Here is a 21,506-nt window from a genome sequence, read left to right on the forward strand (position 1 = left end):
CGCGGCGATCGGGCCGGCGCGGGCCGAGGACGGGGAGCGCCACGGCCTCTCCAGCTTCGGCGAGCTGAAGTACCCGCCGACCTTCGCGCATTTCGACTACGTGAACCAGATCGCGCCGCGCGGCGGCCGCTTCTCGGCGACGCTCTCGGCCACCACCGGCAACCAGGCATTCAACACCTTCAACACGCTCAACGTCTTCGTGCTGCGCGGCGAAGGCGCCGCCGGCATGCCCCTGACCTTCGACAGCCTGATGGTCCGCGCCCTGGACGAGCCGGACGCGGTGTACGGGCTGGTGGCGCGCGCCGTCACGGTGAGCCCGGACGGCCTGACCTACACGTTCTTCCTCCGCCCGCAGGCCCGGTTCCACGACGGCTTGCGGCTCACCGCGCGGGACGCCGCGTTCAGCCTCAAGCTCCTGCGCGACAAGGGCCACCCGGAGATCTCCGAGGTCATCCGCGCCATGCAGGACGCCCGCGCCGATGGCGACGAGCGGCTCGTCGTGACCTTCGAGCCGGGCCGCGCCCGGGATCTGCCGCTGTTCGTGGCGCAACTGCCGATCTTTTCCGCCGCCTATTACGGCAGCCGCGACTTCGAAGCCTCGACCCTGGAACCGCCCCTCGGCTCCGGTCCCTACCGGGTCGGCACGGTCGATGTCGGCCGCTCCATCGGGCTGGAACGGGTGCCGGATTACTGGGCGGCCGAGCTGCCGGTGAACATCGGCCAGAACAACTTCGACACGATCCGCTACGAGTATTTTCGCGATCGCACCGTGGCGTTCGAGGCGTTCAAGAGCGGGGCGTTCACGTTCCGGGAAGAATTCACCGCCCGGGTCTGGGCGACCGGCTACGACTTCCCGGCGCTGACCGAGGGCCGCGTGATCCGCGAGACCGTCCCGGATGCGCGGCCGAGCGGCACGCAGGGCTGGTGGATCAACACCCGCCGGGACGCGTTCCGCGATCCGCGGATGCGGGAGGCGCTCGACCTGTGCTTCGACTTCGAATGGTCAAACCGGAACCTGATGTACGGCGCCTATCTGCGTACCGCGTCGTTCTTCGAGAATTCCGATCTCAAGGCGACCGGAAAGCCCTCGGCCGAGGAACTGGCGCTGCTGGAACCGCTGAAGGATCTGCCGCCGGAGGTGTTCGGCGAGGCCTGGACGCCGCCGGTCTCGGACGGCTCCGGCCAGGACCGGGCGCTGCTCAAGCGCGCCGACGCGCTGCTGCGCGAGGCCGGCTGCACCCGCTCCGGTGGCAGCCTCCTGCTCCCTGGCGGGCGTCCGCTGACGATCGAATTCCTGGACGACGATCCGGTGTTCGACGCGGTGACGCAGCCGTTCATCCGCAACCTCGGGCTGCTCGGCATCAAGGCGAGCCTGCGCGTGGTCGATCCCTCGCAATACCAGACGCGGCTCAAGGATTTCGACTTCGACGTCACGCCGCGCCGCTACAGCAGCGGCCTGACGCCCGGCGCGGAACTCCGCGAGACCTACGGCTCCCGGGCCGCCGGGACGTCGGGCTCGAACAACCTGTCGGGGATCGCCGATCCCGCCATCGACGCGCTCCTCACCGCCATCGCGGACGCGAAATCCCGGGCGGACCTGACCACCGCCTGCCGGGCCCTCGATCGGGTGCTGCGCGCCGGGCGCTACTGGGTGCCGATGTGGTACGCCTCGACCCACCGCCTCGCCCTGTGGGACGTCTACGGCCGCCCGGCGAATCCGCCGCAATACGACCTCGGCGCGCCGGGGCTCTGGTGGTTCGACGCCGCGAAGGCGAAGCGGATCGGGCGGGAGTGACGCGATGATCGCCTACATCCTGCGCCGCATCGGCCTGATGATCCCGACCCTGTTCGGGATCATGCTGATCACCTTCACGATCGTGCAGTTCGCCCCCGGCGGCCCGGTGGAGCGGGTGCTGTCCCAGCTCCAGGGCCAGCGCGACGGCGCGATGTCCCGCGTGACCGGCGGCGGCGGCGATCTCGGCGGTGGCGCACGCACGTCCGGAGGCGGCGGCGATGCGAGCTCCCGCTACCGCGGTGCGCAGGGGTTGAGCCCGGAATTCATCGCCAAGCTGGAGAAGCAGTTCGGCTTCGACAAGCCGGCGCCGGAGCGCTTCGCCAAGATGCTCTGGGACTACGTCCGCTTCGATTTCGGCCGCAGCTACTTCCGCGACGTGACAGTGATCCAGCTCATCAAGGAGCGCCTGCCGGTCTCGATCTCGCTGGGCCTGTGGATGACGCTTTTGTCCTACGCGATCTCGATCCCGCTCGGGATCCGCAAGGCCGTGACGGACGGCGCGCGCTTCGACCGCTGGACCTCCTTCGTGGTGATCATCGGCTACGCGATCCCCGGCTTCATGTTCGGTCTGATGCTGATCATCCTGTTCGCGGGCGGCTCGTTCTACCAAGTCTTCCCGCTGCGCGGCCTGACCAGCGAGGGCTGGGAGACGTTCTCGACCTGGCACAAGGTCACCGACTACGCGTGGCACATGGTGCTGCCGCTGACCGCCCTGGTGATCGGCGCCTTCGCGACCTCGACGCTGCTCACCAAGAACTCGTTCCTCGACGAGATCCGCAAGCAATACGTGCTCACCGCGCGGATGAAGGGCCTGTCCGAACGCCGCGTGCTCTACGGCCACGTCTTCCGCAACGCCATGCTGATCGTGATCGCGGGTTTTCCAGGGGCCTTCATCTCCGCCTTCTTCACCGGCTCGCTGCTGATCGAGACGATTTTTTCCCTCGACGGGCTCGGGGAGCTGTCGTTCCGGGCGATCGTGGGCCGGGACTATCCGGTGGTGTTCGCCACGCTCTACATCTTCTCCCTGCTGGGTCTCGCGGTGAACCTGCTCTCCGACCTGATCTACGTCTGGATCGACCCGCGGATCGACTTCTCCGCGCGGGCGACCTGAGCCTGCGTCACGACAGGGCCGAACCCGGGTCCGGCAGCGCGATGGTCGAGGTCGCCGAGAGGATCTGGTCCGGCCCGCCCTTCGGCGGCCAGACACCCGCGGCGTAGGCGTCCGCGCGGAGCCGCGTCCGCTCCTCCAGGCTGGTGAACGCCCAGACATGCGTGATCCGCGGGGGACCGTCGAGGGCGTAGAGGTTGGTCACGAGGTGGTCGGTATAGGTCGCGGCCGGGCCGATCGCCGCCTCCCAGGCGGCCAGCGTCGGCGCGAGGCCGCCGGGCCGGAGCCGGTAGGTGCGGATCTCGTAGACGCCGCCGCGCGCGCCCGTCCGCAGCGGCGGGAGGAACGGGAACGGCGCGTAGCTCTCCATCGTCAGGGCCGCCAGGAGATCGCCGCCGTGGAAAGGCGCGGCGCTCATCAGGGCGCGCCGGCGCTCGGACGTCATCGCCTCCGGGGTGTCGAAGGCGCGCAGAACCAGCACCTGTCCGAGGGTGCCGATATCGGCCCGCCAGCATCCGAGCAGCGTCCCGGCCTCCGCCTCGGCGGCCCAGGACTGCGCCCGTTGGCAGACTTCGCCGAGCGCGAGCAGCGGGCAGGACAGGGTCGCGAATTCGTAGAGCATGCCCTGGCCTCCGGATTGATCGCGCCCCGAAGGTAGAACGGCAGCAGGGATTGGCCAGGATCAGGCGGGTCCGAGCACCCGCGCCACCGTAAGCCGCAACGTTTGCGCACTTCGATACCCCACCGCCGCCGCCACGGCCCGCGGCGGCGGCCCCTCGGCGGCGAGCGCCAGGGCGCGGATGACCCGAGCCCGCGCCCGCCAGTCACCGAAGCTCAGGCCGGTCTCTGCACGAAACCCCCGGGTCAGCGTGCGCCGGCTCGCCCCGGCCCGGTCGGCCCAGGCGTCGAGATCGTCCTCCGAGGCCGGATCCGCGATGATCCCGAGGCAGACCCGGCGCAGGCGCGCGTCGCGGGGCAGCGGCAGCGTGAGCGGCGTCGCGGGGGCGCGGCCGATCTCGTCGAGCACCAGGGCGGCGAGGTGGCCGCCGCGGCCGTCCTGCGCGTAGAGCACCGGCTCCTCGGCCAGGGCGGTGAGTGCCGACGCCAGGAGACGCGACACCGCGATCACCCGGCAACCCGTCGGGAAACCCGCGACGGCGGCGGGGTCGAGATAGGCCGAGCACATCGACACGGCGCCATGGGTCGCCACCGCGTGCGGCAGGCGCGGCGGAATCCAGAGGGCATGCCCCTCCGGAACCACCCAGGTTCCGTCCTCCGCCGAGGCCATCATCAGGCCCGCGGTGGCGTAGAGGAGTTGCGCCCGCGGGTGGAAGTGCCGATCGAGCACCATCCCGGCCGCGTAGGCCTTGGGCATCACCGCGACGGCACGGGGCACGTTCTGGTAGTCGGCGGCATCCGTGGATCGTCCGTTCGGCGGCACATTTGGCCCGTTCGCATGCATATCCGGCCCGACGCCTCCATCGGGTCAGGCTATCAGGGTCCGATCCTGGAGGATACGCCGCGATGGATCCGGATACGCTGTCCCGCCGCACCCTGCGCTTCGTCAACGTGGCGCACGCCCTCGACCATTTCGTGCTGCTGATCTACCCGACCGCGGTCATCGCCATCGCGAGCCAGACGGGGCTCGGCTACGGCGAGCTGATCGGACTCGCCACCGGCGCCTTTGTGGCTTTCGGCCTGTGCTCGCTGCCGATGGGGTCGCTGGCCGACCGGTTCGGGCGCCGCAACATGCTGGCGGTGTTCTTCTTCGGCTACGGGCTCTCGTGCCTCGGCGTCGCCACCGCCTCGACGCCGCTGGCCTTCGCCCTCTGGCTCTGCGTGCTCGGGCTCGCCTCGGCAATCTATCACCCGGTCGGCTCGGCCATGCTGGTGACCCATGCCCGGCGGCTCGGCCGCGACCTCGGCCTCAACGGCGTCTGGGGCAATTTCGGCGCGGCCTCGGCGTCGGGCGTCACGGCGCTGCTCGCCGCCACGATCAGCTGGCGCGCGGCCTTCGTGGTGCCGGGCCTGATCTGCCTCGCCTGCGGGGCGGCCTTCGTGGCGCTGGTGCCGGGCGACGGCGACGCGGCGGGGAAGAAGGCCGGTGGCGCCGCCGTGATCCCGGTGACCCGGCCCTGGGCGCTGATGGCGATGTTCGCCGTGGCGATCTTCGCGGGCGGCCTGACCTTCAACCTGACGACGATCAGCCTGCCCAAGGTTATCGACGAGGGCGTCGGCCACGCCCTGCCCCTCGCGCTGATCGGGTCGCTCGCTACGGTGGTGTTCCTGTTCGGCGCGCTGATGCAGCTCGCCATGGGCCGCCTGATCGACCGCTACAGCCTGCCGGCTCTGTTCGTGGCGCTGTCGGTGCTGCAGCCGTTGGGCCTCGGGATCGCGGCCGTCAGCACCGGCCTGCCGCTCCTCGCAGGCCTTGTGCTCGCCATGACGGCGATCTACGGGCAGGTGGTGATCAACGACGCGATGATCGCCCGCTACGTGCCCCCGGCCTATCGGGCCCGGGCCTACAGCGTGCGCTACTTCGTGGGCTTCACGGCGAGCGGCTTCGTGGTGCCGGCGATCGCCCTGCTGCACGATCGCGGCGGCTTCGGACTGGTGCTCGGCGCGGCCTCCGCCTGCGGCGCGGTGATCTGGCTCTCGGCGATCGGCTTCCTGAAGCTGACGCAGGAGAGCGGCCGGCCCGCCCTGGCGGCCGCCGAGTAGGGCTTCGGTTTGCGGGTCCGGCCCTGCGCTGCTACGCGGCGGCCGTCCGATCCGAGAGCGCACCGTGACCACCCTGTCCCTCGTCCTCCGGCCCGAGCAGCCGGAGGACGCCCCCGCCATCGCGCGCCTCCATGCCCGGGCCTTCGGCCCCGGCCGCTTCGCCCGCACCGCCTACCGCCTGCGCGAGGGGGCGGCCGAGCGGTTGGATCTCGGCGTCACCGCGTGGGTCGGCAGCTTCCTGGTCGGCTCGGTCCGGATGGGCCCGGTGCGCGCCGGGGCGACGCCCTTCGTGATGCTGGGGCCCCTGGCGGTCGATCCGAGCTTCGAAGGCCGCGGCATCGGCGGTACCCTCACGCGCGCGGCGATCGAGGCGGCGCGGGATGCGGGGGAAGGACTGGTGATCCTGGTGGGGGACGCGCCCTATTACAGCCGCTTCGACTTCAGCCCGGTCCCGGCCGGACGGCTGATCCTGCCGGGGCCGGTCGACCCGGCGCGCCTCCTGTGGCTGGAGTTGTCCGAGGGGTTCCGTGACCGTGTCTCCGGCCCGGTCGAGGCGATCCGGGCCTGAATTGAGATTCCAAAGGGCTCAGCCCTTTGGCGGGGTGTCGGGGCGGAGCCCTGACGCGTCTTCGCTGGGCTTTGCCCTGCACCCGCGAAAGGTCTCGACCGTTCGAAACCATTTTCACGCCCGCCGCAGCGCCAACGCAGCGATGAGGCCGGCCGCGAGCAGCGCCAGCGCCACCGGCGTCGCCGAGGTGGCGGGCCAAGCCGAAGCCGCAGCCGTGAAGACCGCCCCAAAAGTCATCTGCGTGAAGCCGTAGAGGCTGGATGCCGAGCCGGCCGCGTGCGGATCGACGTTCATCAGCCCCGCCACCGCGTTGGGACTGAGCAGGCCGACGCCGACCGCGTAGGCGAAGAGCGGCACGATCAGGCTGACGACGCCGAGCATCCCGGTGCGGTCGACGACCAGCAACGTCAGCGCCGCCGCGATGCAGAGGAAATTGCCGCTCCGCGCCGCCGTCCGGATCGGCACCCGCGCGGCGAGCCGGCTCGCCAGGACCGCCCCGCCGACCATGCCGAACACCACGATCAGGCAGTCGAACCCGACCTCCTGCGAGGAGCGCCCGAGCCGGTCCACGAGCAGGAACGGCGCCACCGCCAGGAAGGCGTAGAGGCTGGTGCCGCCGCAGGCCCCCGCCACCAGATAGGCGCGAAAGACCGGGATCCGTACGAGCCGCAGATAGCCGGCCAGCACCGCGACGAACCCGGGCAGCGCCACCTTGTGCCGGTTGGTCTCGGGCAGGGTGAACACCACCATCGCGCCGAGTATCGCCACCAGGGCGGCCAGCACCACGAACACGGCCCGCCAGCCGAAGGCCCCGTTGACCACGCCGCCGATCGCCGGCGCCAGGGCAGGGGTGAGCGTCATCGCGGTGGTGAGGATCGCGAGCTTGCGGGCGGCGTCCTCGCGGGTCGAGACGTCACGCACCATGGCCCGGCCGATCACCAGCGAGCCGCAGGCGCCCAGCGACTGGAGCACCCGCGCCACCAGCAGCACGCCGATGTTCGGCGCCGGAATCGCGAGCAGCAGCCCGGCGAGGTAGAGGCCGAGCCCGCCGATCAGGATCGGCCGCCTTCCGTAGCGGTCCGAGAGCGGTCCGTAGAGGAGCTGCCCGCCCGCGAGCCCGATCAGGTAGACCGTGATGGTGAGCTGCGCCCCGGCCGCGTTGGTGCCGAGATCGACGGCGGCGGTCGCGAGCGCCGGCACGAAGATGTGCAGGGCCACCGTCCCGGTCATGGTCACGGCGACGAGCAGCGGGAGGGGCGCCCGACGCTCCTCCCCATCGGGACGTCGCTCAGCCAAAGGGTCCTACGCGGTTCTCATTCCCACCGGATGCCGGAGGCGACTGCCCGGGAGCAAGGGTCGAGCCCGCAGCCATGCTGGCGGAACACGCCTGACACGCGAGGGCGCGGGCCGTTCACCCCGCTACGGCTTCGGCGCATTCGGGTCCTTGCTCGGGACGGTGACGTCGAGCTCCTTCGCCCGGTCCACGGCCTCGGGGTTGGCCTTGGCCGCCGGCTCGGTGGCGGCCGGGGCCGACGGCGCGGTCGGCTCGGCGGGGATCGCGCCCGAGGGCTGGCCCCGCTGGTCGCTGTCATGGGAGTCGGCCGGCGGCGACGGGGCGTTGCGGTCGCTGGATTCGCTCGGCGCGCGCGGACTCCCGGGCGACTTCGCCTCGACCGGCTTGGCGGTGCTGGTATCGGCCGGCTTGGCCGGGCTGTCCTTGCCCTCGGACGGCTTGGCGGCGGCCGGCTGCGCGGCCGTCGGCTTGTCGGCGGGCGTCTCGGCCGGCTTGTCCCCCGGCTTCGCCGCGGCCGGGGTGGCCGCGGGCGGCGCGTCGGACTTCTCGACGGCCGGCAGCGGCTTCGGGCTCTCCGCGTTCGAGCGGAGATAGGCGATGACGTTGGCGCGCTCCTGCGGCGAGGCGATGCCGGCGAAGGCCATCTTGGTGCCCTTCACGTAGTTCTTCGGGTTCGTCAGGAACTCGTCGAGGTCCGCGTAGGTCCAGGCGCCGCCCTTCTCCTTCATGCCCGCCGAGTAGTCGAAGCCCGGGTGCGAGCCCTTGGGCCGCTCCACGACCCCGTAGAGGTCCGGGCCGACCTTGTTCGGGCCGCCCTTCTCGAAGTTGTGGCAGGCATGGCAGGCCTTGGTGCCGGCCTCGCCCTTCTCGACGTTGGCGCTGGCGAGGCGGACCGCGATCGGCTCGATCTTGGCCTCCGGCGCCGCGGCCGCAGCGGCCTCGGGCTCCGGCTCGGGCAGGTCGTAACCGGCTTTGCCGGCCGGCCGCGGATGATAGATCAACTCGGCGACGAAACCCGATCCGGCCGCGAACAGAAGAGCGCCGAGGACTGCGCCCAGGACCTTGTTCACCTCGAACGCGTTCATGCTCTTCTCGCGTCTCGCCCGGCCCCGTCGCGCGCCCGATCATGGGCGAGCGAGCGCGGACGCCGGACATTGGAAGATTTCGAGGTTGCCTTAGCCGTTCCGGGCGGCCCCTGACAATGCCGGCGAGGCCCTCCGCGTCGCTCAGGCGCAGAATTGTGCCGGCGAATCGTCAAGCTTGTTACCGGGCGGCCCCCTTTCGCCGAGAGTGTGTGCCGGCCGCGACGACGACCTGGGGACGACAATCGGAGGCCGGCCTGTTAAGCAGCCGGCCCGCACACGGGTGCGACCGCTCCGGTCTTCGCGTGCGGTGTGAATCGTCGGGTCCGAACGCGATGTCCGATCCCCTGGTCCTGATCCCGGCGCGCCTCGCGGCGACCCGCCTGCCCGACAAGCCGCTGGCCGACATCGCCGGCGCGCCGATGATCGTCCATGTCTGGCGCCGGGCCGTCGAGGCCGGGATCGGCCCCGTGGTGGTGGCCACCGACACCGCGGAGATCGCCCGCGTCGTGGAGGCGGTGGGTGGGCTTGCCGTGATGACCCGGGCCGACCACCCGTCCGGATCCGACCGGCTCGCGGAGGCGCTGGAGATCGTCGATCCCGAGGGCCGCCACGACGTGGTCGTCAACGTGCAGGGCGATCTGCCGACGATCGATCCCGCGATCATCGGCGCCTCCGTCCTGCCGCTGGCCGACCGCACGGTGGATATCGTGACGCTCTGCGCCCCGATCACCGATCCGCACGAGGCCGACAACCCGAACGTGGTGAAGCTCGTCGGCCACACGGTCGGCCCCGGCCGCCTGCGCGCCCTCTACTTCACCCGCGCCCGCGCCCCCTGGGGCGACGGGCCGCTCTGGCACCATATCGGCCTCTACGCCTACCGCCGCACGGCACTCTGCCGCTTCGTCGCCCTGCCGCCGGGCGAGCTGGAGCGCCGCGAGAAGCTCGAGCAGCTCCGGGCGCTGGAGGCCGGCATGCGCATCGACGCCGTGATCGTCGACGACCTGCCGCTCGGCGTCGATACCCCAGCCGACCTGGAGCGTGCCCGCGCCCTGCTCCAGGGCCGGCGCCTGAACTGAACCCTCTGACGCATTCCCGAGCCATGACAGACCGCACCATCGCCTATCAGGGGGAACCCGGGGCCAACTCGCACATCATCTGCGCGGAGGCCTATCCGGACTGGACGCCGCTCCCCTGCCCCAGCTTCGAGGACGCCTTCGCGGCGGTCACGGAGGGCCGCGCCCAGCGGGCGATGATCCCGATCGAGAACTCGATCGCCGGCCGTGTCGCCGACATCCACCACCTGATCCCGACCTCGCCGCTGCACATCGTGGCCGAGCACTTCCTGCCGATCCATTTTCAGCTGATGGTGCTGCCGGGCACGCAGATCGCGGCGCTGAAGAGCGTGCACAGCCACGTCCACGCGCTCGGCCAGTGCCGGCGGATCATCCGCCGCCTCGGGCTGAAGGCCGTGGTGGCGGGCGATACCGCCGGGGCGGCGCGGGAGATCAAGGACCTCGGCGATCCGACCCGGGCGGCGCTGGCGCCGGCTTCGGCCGCCGAGGTCTACGGCCTCGACATCCTGGAGCGCGACGTCGAGGATGAGGCGCACAACACCACGCGCTTCGTGGTCTTCTCCCCCGAGGCCGAGCCGGTGGCCCCCGGGACAGGTCCCTGCGTGACGAGCTTCGTGTTCCGGGTGCGCAACATCCCGGCCGCCCTCTACAAGGCGCTGGGCGGCTTCGCGACGAACGGCGTCAACATGTCGAAGCTCGAGAGCTACATGATGGACGGCGAGTTCACCGCCACGCAGTTCTACGCGGAGGTGGACGGCCACCCCGAGGATCCCGGCCTCGCCCGGGCGCTCGACGAACTGGGCTACTTCTCCCGCGAGCTGCGGGTGATCGGCACCTATTCTGCGCACCCGTTCCGCGAGGCGGCGCGGCCGGCGGCGGAGTGATCGAGCCTCCTAACAACCGGCCGCGCTGACCAGGGCCGCCTCGATGAAGGCCGAACGGCTGAGGCCTCGCGCCTCGGCCGCCTCATCGGTCAGTCGCAGCAGCCCCTTGTCGATCATGATATTGACGCGCACCCGCTCACCCGGAACCCGCCGCGGGGCGATGAGCTGCACTAGGGCGGCCTCAAGATCCCCGGCGATTGTGGGATCCGCGCGGAGTTCAGCGAGCGTCCGAGGCGGCGGCGGTACCAGCCCTTCCGTCGTCAGCATCGCAAGATGTCCGGACAGGGCTTCCCGTGCCGACTCAGCGGCGGTCTCAAAGGTCGCACCCGTTGAGACGCACCCCGGAACATCCGGGAACGTAACGCCCCATTCGGAAGCTCCATCGGGTGGATGCATGAGACCGATATAGCCGTTCATTTCTGCTCACACCTGTCGCCTGAAACGCCTATCAAAGACCAGCTGTCTTCAGGATGGCTTTGATCGTCTTCGGATGCATGTCCTTCTTGGGATGCGGGATTGTGATCTTTCCCGATTTCGTTGGATGCTTGAAATGTCGGTGGCTTCCGGTCGTCGAATGCCAGATCCAGCCATCGGCTTCGAGCATGCGGATCAAATCTCTCGAATCCACGATACGCTCGCAGGAAACGCTCCGGACCCACCGTATCCGCGCCGCTCAGAGGAAATGTGGAATGCGTGTGTAAATTCTTGAAGGCCGGCAGACAGGCGGAGCGCGATGAGTCTCACTCCCGCCGCAGCACCCGGTCCACCGCCAGATCCGACCAGAATCCCGGCCGGAAATCCCGCTTGAGCGCTTCCGGATCGTAGATCGTCTCGACCCAGGTCAGGAAGTCGATCCCCTTCGCCTCCCCCTCGATCCGGTAGCGCGCGAAGAAGGCGTCGAGGATGCCGGTCTTGGCGAAGCGCAGATGGCCGTAGCGGGCCGAGAGCTGGCGCGCGGCCTCGGCGACCGGGCGGCCCTCGTGCAGGATCAGGTAGAGGGCCGAGGCGAGGCCGGCCCGGTCGGCGCCCGACTTGCAATGCATCACGGCCGGGTACTCGATGCCCGCGAAGAATGCCTTGGCGGCGAGGATCGTCGTCCGATCCGGCGCCTCCCGGGAGCGGAGCACGAATTCCACGAGGGTCAGCCCGTGGCGGTGGCAGGCCTCCCGCTGCAGCGGCCAGGAGCCGTGCTCGCGCCCGCCGCGCAGCGAGATGACCGTGCGCACCCCCTCGGCCCGGAAGCGGGCGAGCTGGTGCGGGCCGGGCTGGGCGGAGCGCCAGAGCCCCCGCGAGCCGACCCGGTGGCGGTTGAGATAAGCGAGCCGGAACACGCCGTGATCCATCAGCAGCATGTTGGCCCAGGCCCGCAACCGGTCGCCCGGGCCGGCGATCGGCCGCTCGAAGCGGGCGATTCGGGCCATGCGGCGCGCGTAGCGCGTCTCGGGCTTCAGGAAGCGGTTGAACAAGGCCGGGCTGCCGCGGGGGAGGAGCGCGGGCTCTACCAGCCGCCCGCCGGGCCGGCAATTCACCGCCGAACCGGCCTCCCGGCCGCGAGGCGCTGGATTTCGGCGCCGATCTTGCCTTCACTCCGCCCGGATCGGCATCGAACCTGGGCGGACGGCGCGGGTTATCCGCCGGTCGGACGAGGGGAGGCCCGAAGCCCATGAGCACGCGCACCACGAGCATCCGCCGGGCCCGCGAGGCTGATCTCGGCGGCTTGTCGACGGTGTTCGATGCGTCGTGGCGCGAGGCCTATCGCGGGATCATTCCGGGCGTCGCCCTGGAGCGCCTGATCGCCGGCCGCGACCGGGCCTGGTGGCGCGGCGCCCTGCGCCGGGGCCGGCCCATCGCGGTCGTAGAGACGGCGGAGCAGGTCGTCGGCTACGCAGCCTACGGGCGGACGCGCAGCCGGACGCTCGGCACCGAAGCCGAGATCGACGAGCTGTACCTGCTGCCCGAGTACCAGGGCGTCGGGCTGGGCCGCCGCCTGTTCCGGGCGGTCCGCAACGATCTCGCCGATCATGGCCTGACGCGGCTCGGCGTCTGGAGCCTGGAGGACAATGACCGCGCCGGCGCCTTCTACGAAGGTCTCGGCGGGAAACCCGGCCCGCGGACGCTCGACCGGGTGGCGGGCGTTCCGCTGCCGAAGGTCGGCTTCCTGTTCGGCTAACGTTTTCCCAAGCCCGTTGCCGAACCGTAGCGGCGCCTGATTTGCAAGTTCGGGCCGCGCCTCTAAGAGAACCGGGACGCCATCGGCACCCCGGATCCTGGAAGCGGAACGCCATGAAGATTGACGCCATCTCGCTCGGCAAGAAGCCGCCGCACGACGTCAACGTGATTATCGAGGTGCCGCTCGGCGGCGAGCCGATCAAGTACGAGATGGACAAGGAGTCCGGCGCGCTTGTGGTCGACCGGTTCCTGTACACGCCGATGTTCTATCCGGGGAATTACGGCTTCATCCCCCACACCCTGTCGGGCGATGGCGACCCCTGCGACGTGCTGGTGGCCAACACCCGCGCCGTGGTGCCGGGGGCGATCATCAGCGCCCGCCCCGTGGGCGTGATGGTGATGCAGGACGAGGGGGGAGAGGACGAGAAGATCATCGCGGTCCCCTCCCGCCACCTGACCAAGCGCTACGACCGGGTCGAGAACTACACCGACCTGCCCGAGATCACGATCCACCAGATCCAGCACTTCTTCGAGCACTACAAGGATCTGGAGCCCGGCAAGTGGGTGAAGTTCGTCCGCTGGGGCGACAAGGAGGAGGCCCACCGGCTGATCGAAGAGGCGATCGAGCGCGGCAAGGCCAAGGCGTAAAAGGTTAAAGCGTAATCCAGCGTCGGGATGGGTCCGCGCGCCGTGTCCGCTCCTGAGATGGCCCGCGGCCATCCGCTGTCGCGGGAATGGCACGGCGCAGTCCGTCCATCGATGCTAGACGCTCTCCGGCGTCGAACCGGTCTGCCCTTCGGCGGAGTGCGTTCCGAGGGCGGCGCGGTGGATGTCTGGACGCGAATGGGCTCAGCGATGGCGCGGCTTCCGGCACTTCTCGGCCTCGCGGGGTTCCTGCTGATCCCGCGCACGGCATCCGCAGCCGACCTGGGCGCGGTCGAGCCCCGGGACGGTTTCCGGGCGACCTGCGAGGATCTCGGGACCTTCTGCTTCGCCGACGCCTGCGGCCGCGATCAGATCGAGGCGGCCCAGAACTGCCAGTCGCGCTGCCCGAGCGCGGCCATCATGAGCGTGATTCCGGATGCCTGCCGGCGCCCGGAAGGCCGGCCGATCACGGTCCTCCAGCGGCGTGGGTGAGGGCACGTCGCTGCAGCGCTGCAGAAACCCAGACCGTCCCGGAACAGGAAAAATCAAGCGCCCGCGGCAACAAAACGCGGAACCCGGCATTGACCAGTCTCGAAGTGTTGACTGGCAGAGATGGGGGCGCGGTCGGATGCTCGCGAATGCGCGCGATGCCCGCAAGCGGATGATGCGGACGAGTGATCTTCAGCCACCCGGAGCGGGGCTGAATTCCGATCCGGTTCTGTACGGCGTGGCGGCGGGTTTGGCGGCCCTGTTCCCGCCTGTGTCGGCTTCCAGGAATACGAGCGATCCCGTCCGGTCGGCGGCATCGGACAAGGCCCGGGGTACCGCCAACGATCCCTGATCGGGTCGCGCCGCCGCGGGCAACGTCCTCAGGCCGCGAGCCTCGCGAGAAGAAGCAGCGTCGCCATCACCGGGGCGCTGGCGGCGAGCCAGAGCGCACCGACATGAAACCCGTCGGGGCCTGAGAAACGCAGGCTCCGCGCCACGCCCGGGCGCGGATCCGCCCCGCGCCCCATCCCGATACCGATCCCGACTGGCATTCGTAGCCTCCTCGACACGCGAGGAGTGAGGCTCGAAACCCGCCAAGGCCGTCTGAATCGGCGTCCGCCTTCGTGGGACGTGGTGAACGGCCGCTTAAAGGGCGCGATCGAACTTCAGCTCGCCGTTCGGGCTCTTCAGGACCAGTTGCGAGCCGACCAGATCCCACACCGCCGAGGTGCGCAGGGCAATGAAGAAGGCCTGCTCGGTGGCCGCGAGGCCCTTGTCGCAGCTCTTCTTGGTCAGCGCGAGGGGGCCGACCGCGATGTGCTGCTCCTTGAGCGGGAAGGCGGTGGCCGCAAACGTGTTGCAGCCGCCGTAGCCGCGGGCGCGGTACTGCTTGTCGATGATGAAGCTCGGCCGGTCGCCGCCGGAGAACGGCTTGCCGTTGAGGCTGACGGCCGTCCAGGTCGAATCAAGCGGGAAGATTTTTTCGCTGGCCTTGGCGCCCGGCACATATTGAGGCTTCTTCTCGTCCTCGCCGCCGGGGCGGCGGTTGCCCTTACCGAAGCCGGTGGGCGACCCCATCTGGGCCTGTGCCTGCGTCGCCGCGGTCAAGCCCGCAGCCAGAACCGCGCAGGCCAAGGTTGCGATCAGCACCCCTCTCATCGTTCTTCCCCATCTCGCGCGCTTCAGCGCTCAGGTCATCCCGGATCCCGACGCGCCGCCCGCGGCGGTCCGAATCCCTGCACTTTGGCAGATGCGATAGGAATTCAGCACAAATGAGGCAGGCCTGAAAAGTAATTGATGTTGTTGTCGTTTTTCTTCCCTGTGCCGGATGCGCGCGCATCGCGGCCATCGAACGCGCTCCCATCGAGCAGCGCCTGCCCGCTGCTCCTGCTCGCGTCGTGCCGGGCGTTACTGAGCCTGCGGGCCTGGATCACCGCCTTCGATCCGGTCGGCACGGCGATTGGCAGGCGATCATCGCAGCAGGCGCATCAGCAAGCCCTAACGGCGCCCAAGCTCTTCATTAACGGCACGCTGAGCTTGAGCCGCGTCCGATCGTGTTGCAAGCGCGCGACTCCAAGCCTTTCGTCGTGCGCGCTCTGATACGCCGTCCGGTATCCACTTTGGCGGAGAGCGTGCCAGCTCGGCAAAGACGATAAAACGGCCGGACTAATAGCCACCTCTCGGCCGACAGATATCAGAAAAGACCTCGAAATTGACGGGGGATTTCCCAAATTTCCTGCAATTGCACGAGCTTTTTCTCGTTGATATGGTCCGTGAATTCTGTTTTCACGCGCTCGAATTGCGGATTGGCAGGCGCGAGCCTCACGTTGGTACGCGGCAAGCTCTCCACATAGGCTTGAACATGAGCGAGCAGCTGTTCGGGCGGGATCGCGTGGTGATCGTAGATCAGCTTGCTCTTGGCAAAAATGTTACGGCTTGCCTGACGGTGCATCAGGAATTGGCTATCACAGAAGGCCAGGTGGAAAAGGAACAGGTCAGCAATAAAAGCAGACGGCGCCTTATCGCTAAAATGGAACCCAGCGTGCCATTGGGCTTGCTCAGAAATGAAAGTCGGCTTGCAAAGAGCGGAAAAAGGCCGAATGAGTTTTCTTTGCAACGTTATGGGGCGATCCCAATCAACGACACCTTCCCTGCGGCGATCGTGCAGCACATCAACACCGAACACATTGACAATGGACGGAAGATCCTTGCTATGAGCCTTCGCGTAGTCGATAAGGTTGGCCGCCCTGCCTGGATCTGCGACGACGATCTCGTCGACATCCGTAAATAAAACTCGTTCGTACGCAAATAACAAAGCCGAGCAGAATTTATCGGTAGATCCAGCACGCGTGTTTTCATCGATCGGGAATCGAGGCAATCTCAGAATTTGGGCCTCGATCTTATGTGTCGAACCATCCGTCGATCCATGGTCGATCACATAGCAATTCCCATAACCGACCTGTCTCGTATAATGCTTCAGCCAAATCGGCAGCATCGTGCTTTCATTGTACACCATCGTCACGACTGCGAGCGGCTTTTTAAAATATCCTGTCATTGAGCCTGGCGACCCAATTTAGAGCTCAGTTTTTTCGCGGCATCGAACTTTACGAGCCGGGACCAAAATGGCGGACTGAATGGAGCCCTGCGTTCCGCTGGCGGCTTGGTCGTCCACGACGAATGCAGAGGGCTACCAACGATCTGCCGCGTCTGATCTGCGATCTCGATCAGCGTCTCGTTCATCAGCGCGCGGCGCATCGCGGGCTGATCTTCGATCGGCACCCTCTCCGCACCACGGCGCAGCCAAACGAAAAACTCGGTGCACCGCTGCTCCTGCCAGCGCTCGATCCGCAGATCGAGATAGCCAGCCAAGCTCAATTCGAGAATCATCAGCCGGAACGAGGCCGGCACGAAGACCCAGTTGTGGGCGTCGAGGTATTGAGGTGACGTGCTTGACGCGATCCAGCCGGAGATTTCGTTGAGACCATTCAGCAATCTCAGCTCTCGGGTGTCGTCTTCATGCCAAGATGAACCGTCGCCCTTGATGGCCATCAGCAGACCGTAGTTGAGGTGTGTCCGGACATCGTGTCGGTCACGACGTTCCTCGAACGCTGCAATCGCGTCACCTGTCGTGGAAGGATGACGATAGAAATCGAAGCATTTCCGCTTATCTGGGATCGCCAGGATGATGATGCCGTCCGGCCGGAGTAGGGTTTCGGCTGCGCGAAGGAAACCGATGATATCGGTCGTGTGCTCGATGGCGTGGCTTGCGATAAAGGCATCGAACGTCCCGTGCATTTCTCCCGGAACAGCGTCTCCAAGAGAGCCCCCAGTCCAAACGAGATCGACATCCTCGATGCGGTCGACTGTCTGATCGTGATACTTCTCAATCAACTCGTCGCGCGATCCGTGATCGATGACAAAGGTATTCCAGCCGTCTCGCTTGGGTGCGAGCGGGTTGAAGCTCGGACCGATCTCGACAATGCGATCCGTCGTGTTGAGGCCATCCAAAAGTATCTTCTGCCGCGTCATGACGCCCCCTTATGACCGGCGCACTGCAACAAGTGACGGGCGCTGCGCATGTACAGCACCACTCGCATCATCGTTGTGTCGAGCGTGGGCGACTGCGAAATGCACATCGAAACCTAAGTTTTCGAAAATCTTTCGATATAGATCGCGTGACAGATGCCACCAAACATGGTTGACTCGACTGTCATTCAGTAAGGTGATGGGCTGCAAGATCAGATCGTCAACCGGTATGACATCGGTGAACGGGATCAGAACCGCCTCTCGCGCGAGGCGAGCCCACGCACCGATCGCGTAGACCGGTTCCGACAGGTGCTCGACGATCGCGCCCGCCATGACAACGTCGAACATCCCCTCAGGCCACTCGTACAATTCCGACATCGGGGCGTAGACGCATTTGGCGTGGCTGTTATACTTATGCCAAGCGTGCCACCAGGAATTCTTGATCGGAATAAGATTCTGATTGTCCCAAATCTCTCGGAACTGCCGGACATCACGGTAGGATAGGCTGTCGGAAAACGGCACATGCCGGAATTCATGGGTCGAGGCTGCATCGAGCGCCGTCACATCGGCGCCAGCCTGTTCGGCGCTGAAGGCGAGGTAGCCTGAGGCGGTACCGACATCCAGGACGCATTTACCGCTCAGGTCATAACCGCCGATGTACTCGCAGAAATCATCGATGGTCCAGCTTCCACAGCCAGTCATCCCGTCCGGAAAGACCAGGGAGTGATACCAGTAGGAAGATCGCTCGGACGTATCCCGCCACGGTTCTTCGTATTTGATCTGCGTATTCGCTTTCACTTCAGCAAGCCTCTCTGCTGAAACGATGAACGCCCACAGAATTTTCTATCACGAGGCTGAGAAGTGTGTCGATCAGGCCGCATCTAACTTGTAAGTTGATTGCCTTCACGCGTGCCGCGACAAGCAGGATCCGGCATCATCAGGTTTTTGCGATGTGGCGCCCCCGATTTCAGCCTTTCCGGTATCGCTGACCTTGCCATCCTCCGGCGGTGAGCGGCGGACCGAACGTTCGATCCGGCGGCTCGCAGATGGCCGTCTCGAACGATGCGAGATCGCCCCAACCCCGGGGCACCTCCGTAAGGATCGCGTCGCGGACGGGGCCGACGACCGGGTGGCCGACGCGCCCGGTGATCGCGATCCCATCGTTCGGCCGGTCGAGGGGGATCGCCTGGACCGCGTTCCCGGAGATCAGGCCGCCGTACGGCACGGCGCCGGCGCGGGGCGCTCCGTAAGCGGGTCGAACGCCCCATGTGCGCGCCGGGACGGAAACGATCCGCGACGGCCATCGTTGTTGATCATCGGAGATCGGGAGGGTGGCCTTGGCAGGATCGGACGAGGGGGCGCAGAGCGGTACGAGCGCGCCAGCGATGAGCCCGGCGCAGTCGCGGGCGGCGCGCGGGCTGCTCGGATGGTCCGAGGCGGACCTCGCCGCGAAGGTCGGGCTCGACGCCCAACTCGTGCGCGACTTCGAGGCCGGCTACGGCAATCCACCGAGCGGGCAGATCGAGGCGCTGCGCAGCGCGCTCGGCTCCGCCGGGGCGGTGTTTACCGACGCGCCGACGCAGGGCGTCCACCTCGCACAGGCGTCGGGGACCGACGAAGGCACCCGCCTCGGCGCGCTCACCACCGAGAACGACCGGTAGCCGACGGCAGGCCGAACGCGCCGCTCAGGGCGCGTTCAGGCGCGCGGGCCGATAGCCGGGTTCACGCCCTGCACGCCGCTCGGAGCGACCCGTGACCGACCACCTCCGCCTCCGATCCCGGAACGCCGCGCGGCCCGCACCCGCCCGGAAGGCGTCCTGGTGATGCGCGCCGATGCCTTCCTGGCAGCGGCCGATGCCCTTCCCCTGGGAAGCCTCGATACGCTGGTCGGAGGCGGCGGCCTCGTCGTCGTCGCACCGCATCCCGATGACGAGAGCCTCGGCTGCGGCGGCCTGATCGCCGCGGCGCGGGCGGCCGGTCGGCCCGTCCGCCTGGTGGTGGTGAGCGACGGCTGCGGCTCGCACACGCATTCCCGTCTCTACCCGCCCGAGACGCTCCGCACCCTGCGCGAGGCCGAAACCCTGCGCGCGGTGGCGATCCTCGGCCTCGCCGCGGAGGACGTCACCTTCCTGCGCCTGCCCGACGCCCACGTGCCGGGCGACGGGCCGGTCGCCGAGGACGCCGCGCGCGCGGTCGCGCGGGCCGCGGCCGCCTGCGAGGCGGGCGCCGTGTTCGTGACATGGCGGCACGACCCGCATTGCGACCACAAGGCAGCCGCCGCCGTGGTGGGACTCGCCCGGCCCCACATGCCGGGGGTGCGGGTCTACGAATATCCGGTCTGGGGCTGGACCCTGCCGCCCGACACCGAGGTCGGCCCCGCCCCGGAGGGCCTGCGCGTCGACGTCTCGGCGTATCGCGCCAGCAAGGCCCGTGCGGTCGCGGCACACGCGTCGCAGACGACCGACCTGATCGCGGATGATCCGCAAGGATTCCGCCTGGAGCCCGCCATGATCGAACGGCTCTGCGGCCCCTGGGAGCGCTTCGTGGCAGTCCCCGCATGAGCCGCCGCGCCGAGACGCTCCCGGACAACTACTTTGCCGGCATGTACGCCAGCGACCCGGATCCCTGGCACTTCACCAGTTCGGCCTACGAGCGCGACAAATACGCGGCGACGCTCGCCGCGCTGCCGCGGCCGCGCTACCGGTCGGCCTTCGAGCCGGCCTGCTCGATCGGCGTGTTCACCCGCGCCCTCGCCGAGCGCTGCGACCGGTTGCTCGCGACCGACATCATCCCCGTCGCGGTGGAATCCGCCCGCAGCCGCTGCGCCGACCAGCCCCATGTCGAGGTCCGGCAGGGCGCCGTGCCCGCCGACTGGCCCGCGGGCCGGTTCGACCTGATCGTGCTGTCCGAGTTCCTGTACTTCCTGGCACCGCTGGATCTGGCCGCGCTCGTGCGCCGCGTCGGGGACGCGATCGAGCCCGGCGGCGACATGGTTCTGGTCCACTGGCTCGGCGTGACCGACTACCCGCAATCCGGCGATCAGGCCGCCGAGGGCTTCATCGCACAGGCCGCGCCATTCGCCGGCCTCCTGCACCAGTCCCGGACGGCCGAGTACCGGCTCGACGTCCTGCGCGCCGGGTCCGCCGCGTGAGCGCCACGGTCATCACCCTCAACAAGGGTCGGGACGCGCATCTCGTCCGCCTGCTCGAAGGGCTCGCCCGGGGAGCGCCGCCCGCGTCCTGCATCGTGGTGGAGATCGGCGATGCGGCGCCCCTGCCCGCGCCGCCCCTCCCGGTGGAGCGTATCCCGTTCCCCCGTGCCGGCCTGCCGCTCGCGGCCGCGCGCAACGCCGGCCGCCGGGCGGCCCGGACCGACACGCTGATCTTCCTCGACGTGGATTGCATCCCCTCCGCGGGTCTCGTCGCCGGCCTGTCCCGGGCCGTCGCCGAGCACGACGGGCTGATCTGCTGCGAGATCGGCTACCTGCCGGCCGGGGCCGTGGCGGATGGCTGGAGCGAGGCCGACCTGGGCCGGCTCGGGCATCCGCATCCGGTTCGCGCCTTCCCGCCCGCCGGGGTGGTGACGCCCGCGCCGCAGCCCGGCCTGTTCTGGTCGCTGGCCTTCGCGGTGCGCGCGGCGACCTACGACCGGCTCGGCGGCTTCGACGAGACCTTTTCGGGCTACGGTGCGGAGGACACCGATCTCGCATTCCGGGCCGCAGCGGCCGGGGTGCCGATCCTGTTCCTCGGCGGCCCGCGGGCCTATCACCAGCACCACCCGGGCTACGACCCGCCGCTGCAGCATTTTCGCGACATCGTGTCCAATGCCGGCCGCTTCCACGCCCGCCACGGGATCTGGCCGATGGACGGCTGGCTCGACGGCTTCGCCCGGCTCGGGCTGATCGCGGCGGACTGGCGCGAGGGAATCGTGGTCCGCCGGGATCCGACGCTGGACGAGATGGCGGCGGCGCGCCTGCCGGACGACCGGCCGTTCTGAACGAAACCGTCCGTCCCCAGCGCGGATCGGGAGGGATCGGCGCTTCGCGCGCTAGTTCTTGGCGTGGCCGGAGACTTCGCTCATCTTCGGGCGTGGAGCCGGTGATGGCGCACCGGCTCCTGGCGATCACCCGTTAGGGTTCAGCCATTTCCAG

The 21,506-nt window shown here is 68.6% G+C and carries 26 protein-coding genes; 13 read left to right on the top strand and 13 right to left on the bottom strand.

Translation table 11 applies throughout. The features are described from left to right. Positions 1–7 precede the first annotated feature (7 nt). Both MKK75_RS23020 and MKK75_RS23025 read left to right on the top strand, forming a co-directional pair. Complete coding sequence (locus tag MKK75_RS23020) at positions 8–1,795, top strand: extracellular solute-binding protein (RefSeq protein WP_244044866.1); 1,788 nt, start codon at positions 8–10, stop codon at positions 1,793–1,795. 4 nt (positions 1,796–1,799) lie between these two features. After that, positions 1,800–2,906: a microcin C ABC transporter permease YejB gene (locus MKK75_RS23025; protein ID WP_244044839.1), complete on the top strand. Its 1,107-nt coding sequence runs from the start codon at positions 1,800–1,802 to the stop codon at positions 2,904–2,906. Positions 2,907–2,913: 7 nt separating this feature from the next. Here the strand turns inward: MKK75_RS23025 and MKK75_RS23030 are convergent, their stop codons facing one another. Together MKK75_RS23030 and MKK75_RS23035 are read right to left on the bottom strand one after the other, a co-directional pair. After that, positions 2,914–3,525 carry an NIPSNAP family protein gene (locus tag MKK75_RS23030; RefSeq protein WP_244044840.1) on the bottom strand — a complete coding sequence of 204 codons (612 nt, stop codon included), beginning with the start codon at positions 3,523–3,525 and terminating at the stop codon, positions 2,914–2,916. Positions 3,526–3,585: 60 nt separating this feature from the next. Continuing rightward, positions 3,586–4,365 (bottom strand): AraC family transcriptional regulator, encoded by a 780-nt coding sequence (locus MKK75_RS23035; RefSeq protein ID WP_244044841.1) that lies wholly within the window; start codon positions 4,363–4,365, stop codon positions 3,586–3,588. Positions 4,366–4,427: 62 nt separating this feature from the next. Here MKK75_RS23035 and MKK75_RS23040 point away from each other — a divergent pair, with 62 nt between their 5' ends. Then, positions 4,428–5,624, top strand: coding sequence for an MFS transporter (locus tag MKK75_RS23040; protein ID WP_244044842.1), 1,197 nt, complete (start codon positions 4,428–4,430; stop codon positions 5,622–5,624). Positions 5,625–5,688: 64 nt separating this feature from the next. Further along, entirely contained in the window at positions 5,689–6,192 is a 504-nt protein-coding gene (locus tag MKK75_RS23045; protein ID WP_244044843.1) for a GNAT family N-acetyltransferase, read from the top strand. A gap of 114 nt (positions 6,193–6,306) precedes the next feature. On the opposite strand, the gene MKK75_RS23050 is transcribed toward MKK75_RS23045, so the two are convergent. Beyond that, complete coding sequence (locus tag MKK75_RS23050) at positions 6,307–7,488, bottom strand: multidrug effflux MFS transporter (RefSeq protein WP_244044844.1); 1,182 nt, start codon at positions 7,486–7,488, stop codon at positions 6,307–6,309. A gap of 123 nt (positions 7,489–7,611) precedes the next feature. After that, positions 7,612–8,571 (bottom strand): c-type cytochrome, encoded by a 960-nt coding sequence (locus tag MKK75_RS23055; RefSeq protein WP_244044845.1) that lies wholly within the window; start codon positions 8,569–8,571, stop codon positions 7,612–7,614. 332 nt (positions 8,572–8,903) lie between these two features. On the opposite strand from MKK75_RS23055, the gene MKK75_RS23060 reads away from it, so the two are divergent. Together MKK75_RS23060 and MKK75_RS23065 are read left to right on the top strand one after the other, a co-directional pair. Further along, on the top strand, positions 8,904–9,647 hold the full coding sequence (locus tag MKK75_RS23060) for a 3-deoxy-manno-octulosonate cytidylyltransferase (RefSeq protein ID WP_244044846.1): 744 nt from the start codon (positions 8,904–8,906) through the stop codon (positions 9,645–9,647). A gap of 23 nt (positions 9,648–9,670) precedes the next feature. Next, on the top strand, positions 9,671–10,528 hold the full coding sequence (locus MKK75_RS23065; RefSeq protein WP_244044847.1) for a prephenate dehydratase: 858 nt from the start codon (positions 9,671–9,673) through the stop codon (positions 10,526–10,528). A gap of 9 nt (positions 10,529–10,537) precedes the next feature. Here the strand turns inward: MKK75_RS23065 and MKK75_RS23070 are convergent, their stop codons facing one another. The 3 genes from MKK75_RS23070 to MKK75_RS23080 form a co-directional block, all read right to left on the bottom strand. Further along, positions 10,538–10,945, bottom strand: a complete 408-nt coding sequence (locus MKK75_RS23070) for a type II toxin-antitoxin system HicB family antitoxin (protein WP_244044848.1) — start codon at positions 10,943–10,945, stop codon at positions 10,538–10,540. A gap of 31 nt (positions 10,946–10,976) precedes the next feature. After that, entirely contained in the window at positions 10,977–11,156 is a 180-nt protein-coding gene (locus tag MKK75_RS23075) for a type II toxin-antitoxin system HicA family toxin (RefSeq protein WP_244044849.1), read from the bottom strand. A gap of 112 nt (positions 11,157–11,268) precedes the next feature. Beyond that, positions 11,269–11,994 (bottom strand): tyrosine-protein phosphatase, encoded by a 726-nt coding sequence (locus tag MKK75_RS23080; protein WP_244044867.1) that lies wholly within the window; start codon positions 11,992–11,994, stop codon positions 11,269–11,271. 197 nt (positions 11,995–12,191) lie between these two features. Here MKK75_RS23080 and MKK75_RS23085 point away from each other — a divergent pair, with 197 nt between their 5' ends. The 3 genes from MKK75_RS23085 to MKK75_RS23095 all read left to right on the top strand — a co-directional run bounded on the left by MKK75_RS23085 (position 12,192) and on the right by MKK75_RS23095 (position 13,834). Next, positions 12,192–12,698, top strand: coding sequence for a GNAT family N-acetyltransferase (locus MKK75_RS23085; RefSeq protein ID WP_244044850.1), 507 nt, complete (start codon positions 12,192–12,194; stop codon positions 12,696–12,698). A 113-nt stretch (positions 12,699–12,811) separates the two neighbouring features. Further along, positions 12,812–13,345 carry an inorganic diphosphatase gene (ppa, locus tag MKK75_RS23090; protein ID WP_244044851.1) on the top strand — a complete coding sequence of 178 codons (534 nt, stop codon included), beginning with the start codon at positions 12,812–12,814 and terminating at the stop codon, positions 13,343–13,345. A gap of 207 nt (positions 13,346–13,552) precedes the next feature. Next, positions 13,553–13,834 carry a hypothetical protein gene (locus MKK75_RS23095; protein ID WP_244044852.1) on the top strand — a complete coding sequence of 94 codons (282 nt, stop codon included), beginning with the start codon at positions 13,553–13,555 and terminating at the stop codon, positions 13,832–13,834. A gap of 377 nt (positions 13,835–14,211) precedes the next feature. Here the strand turns inward: MKK75_RS23095 and MKK75_RS23100 are convergent, their stop codons facing one another. The 6 genes from MKK75_RS23100 to MKK75_RS23125 all read right to left on the bottom strand — a co-directional run bounded on the left by MKK75_RS23100 (position 14,212) and on the right by MKK75_RS23125 (position 18,154). Further along, positions 14,212–14,382 carry a hypothetical protein gene (locus MKK75_RS23100; protein ID WP_244044853.1) on the bottom strand — a complete coding sequence of 57 codons (171 nt, stop codon included), beginning with the start codon at positions 14,380–14,382 and terminating at the stop codon, positions 14,212–14,214. Positions 14,383–14,476: 94 nt separating this feature from the next. Then, positions 14,477–14,989 carry an META domain-containing protein gene (locus tag MKK75_RS23105; RefSeq protein ID WP_244044854.1) on the bottom strand — a complete coding sequence of 171 codons (513 nt, stop codon included), beginning with the start codon at positions 14,987–14,989 and terminating at the stop codon, positions 14,477–14,479. A gap of 104 nt (positions 14,990–15,093) precedes the next feature. Continuing rightward, positions 15,094–15,264, bottom strand: a complete 171-nt coding sequence (locus MKK75_RS23110; RefSeq protein WP_244044855.1) for a hypothetical protein — start codon at positions 15,262–15,264, stop codon at positions 15,094–15,096. A gap of 260 nt (positions 15,265–15,524) precedes the next feature. Further along, positions 15,525–16,325 (bottom strand): glycosyltransferase family 2 protein, encoded by an 801-nt coding sequence (locus MKK75_RS23115; protein WP_244044856.1) that lies wholly within the window; start codon positions 16,323–16,325, stop codon positions 15,525–15,527. A 56-nt stretch (positions 16,326–16,381) separates the two neighbouring features. Then, a complete protein-coding gene (locus tag MKK75_RS23120) occupies positions 16,382–17,359 on the bottom strand; it encodes a class I SAM-dependent methyltransferase (RefSeq protein ID WP_244044857.1) in 978 nt (325 codons plus the stop codon). Between the two features lie 9 nt (positions 17,360–17,368). After that, positions 17,369–18,154 carry a class I SAM-dependent methyltransferase gene (locus MKK75_RS23125; protein WP_244044858.1) on the bottom strand — a complete coding sequence of 262 codons (786 nt, stop codon included), beginning with the start codon at positions 18,152–18,154 and terminating at the stop codon, positions 17,369–17,371. A gap of 539 nt (positions 18,155–18,693) precedes the next feature. On the opposite strand from MKK75_RS23125, the gene MKK75_RS23130 reads away from it, so the two are divergent. The 4 genes from MKK75_RS23130 (at position 18,694) to MKK75_RS23145 (ending at position 21,352) form a co-directional block, all read left to right on the top strand. Then, positions 18,694–19,017 (top strand): multiprotein-bridging factor 1 family protein, encoded by a 324-nt coding sequence (locus MKK75_RS23130; protein WP_279594069.1) that lies wholly within the window; start codon positions 18,694–18,696, stop codon positions 19,015–19,017. Between the two features lie 162 nt (positions 19,018–19,179). Then, complete coding sequence (locus MKK75_RS23135) at positions 19,180–19,917, top strand: PIG-L deacetylase family protein (protein ID WP_244044868.1); 738 nt, start codon at positions 19,180–19,182, stop codon at positions 19,915–19,917. Beyond that, complete coding sequence (locus MKK75_RS23140) at positions 19,914–20,507, top strand: class I SAM-dependent DNA methyltransferase (protein ID WP_244044860.1); 594 nt, start codon at positions 19,914–19,916, stop codon at positions 20,505–20,507. Before MKK75_RS23135 ends, MKK75_RS23140 begins: the two co-directional genes overlap by 4 nt. Then, positions 20,504–21,352, top strand: coding sequence for a glycosyltransferase family 2 protein (locus MKK75_RS23145; protein WP_244044861.1), 849 nt, complete (start codon positions 20,504–20,506; stop codon positions 21,350–21,352). Before MKK75_RS23140 ends, MKK75_RS23145 begins: the two co-directional genes overlap by 4 nt. The last annotated feature ends 154 nt before the right edge of the window (positions 21,353–21,506 follow it).

It is taken from the genome of Methylobacterium sp. J-030 (genome assembly GCF_022829545.1).
Classification (GTDB): Bacteria; Pseudomonadota; Alphaproteobacteria; order Rhizobiales; family Beijerinckiaceae; genus Methylobacterium.

Excerpts from the sequence above, each read along its gene's own strand:
- MKK75_RS23025 (WP_244044839.1), top strand. The coding sequence starts at position 1,800 with ATGATCGCCTACATCCTGCGCCGCATCGGCCTGATGATCCCGACCCTG.
- MKK75_RS23030 (WP_244044840.1), bottom strand. The coding sequence starts at position 3,525 with ATGCTCTACGAATTCGCGACCCTGTCCTGCCCGCTGCTCGCGCTCGGC.
- MKK75_RS23035 (WP_244044841.1), bottom strand. The coding sequence starts at position 4,365 with ATGCATGCGAACGGGCCAAATGTGCCGCCGAACGGACGATCCACGGAT.
- MKK75_RS23040 (WP_244044842.1), top strand. The coding sequence starts at position 4,428 with ATGGATCCGGATACGCTGTCCCGCCGCACCCTGCGCTTCGTCAACGTG.
- MKK75_RS23055 (WP_244044845.1), bottom strand. The coding sequence starts at position 8,571 with ATGAACGCGTTCGAGGTGAACAAGGTCCTGGGCGCAGTCCTCGGCGCT.
- MKK75_RS23060 (WP_244044846.1), top strand. The coding sequence starts at position 8,904 with ATGTCCGATCCCCTGGTCCTGATCCCGGCGCGCCTCGCGGCGACCCGC.
- MKK75_RS23065 (WP_244044847.1), top strand. The coding sequence starts at position 9,671 with ATGACAGACCGCACCATCGCCTATCAGGGGGAACCCGGGGCCAACTCG.
- MKK75_RS23070 (WP_244044848.1), bottom strand. The coding sequence starts at position 10,945 with ATGAACGGCTATATCGGTCTCATGCATCCACCCGATGGAGCTTCCGAA.
- MKK75_RS23085 (WP_244044850.1), top strand. The coding sequence starts at position 12,192 with ATGAGCACGCGCACCACGAGCATCCGCCGGGCCCGCGAGGCTGATCTC.
- ppa (WP_244044851.1), top strand. The coding sequence starts at position 12,812 with ATGAAGATTGACGCCATCTCGCTCGGCAAGAAGCCGCCGCACGACGTC.
- MKK75_RS23095 (WP_244044852.1), top strand. The coding sequence starts at position 13,553 with ATGGCGCGGCTTCCGGCACTTCTCGGCCTCGCGGGGTTCCTGCTGATC.
- MKK75_RS23100 (WP_244044853.1), bottom strand. The coding sequence starts at position 14,382 with ATGCCAGTCGGGATCGGTATCGGGATGGGGCGCGGGGCGGATCCGCGC.
- MKK75_RS23105 (WP_244044854.1), bottom strand. The coding sequence starts at position 14,989 with ATGAGAGGGGTGCTGATCGCAACCTTGGCCTGCGCGGTTCTGGCTGCG.
- MKK75_RS23115 (WP_244044856.1), bottom strand. The coding sequence starts at position 16,325 with ATGCTGCCGATTTGGCTGAAGCATTATACGAGACAGGTCGGTTATGGG.
- MKK75_RS23120 (WP_244044857.1), bottom strand. The coding sequence starts at position 17,359 with ATGACGCGGCAGAAGATACTTTTGGATGGCCTCAACACGACGGATCGC.
- MKK75_RS23135 (WP_244044868.1), top strand. The coding sequence starts at position 19,180 with ATGCGCGCCGATGCCTTCCTGGCAGCGGCCGATGCCCTTCCCCTGGGA.
- MKK75_RS23140 (WP_244044860.1), top strand. The coding sequence starts at position 19,914 with ATGAGCCGCCGCGCCGAGACGCTCCCGGACAACTACTTTGCCGGCATG.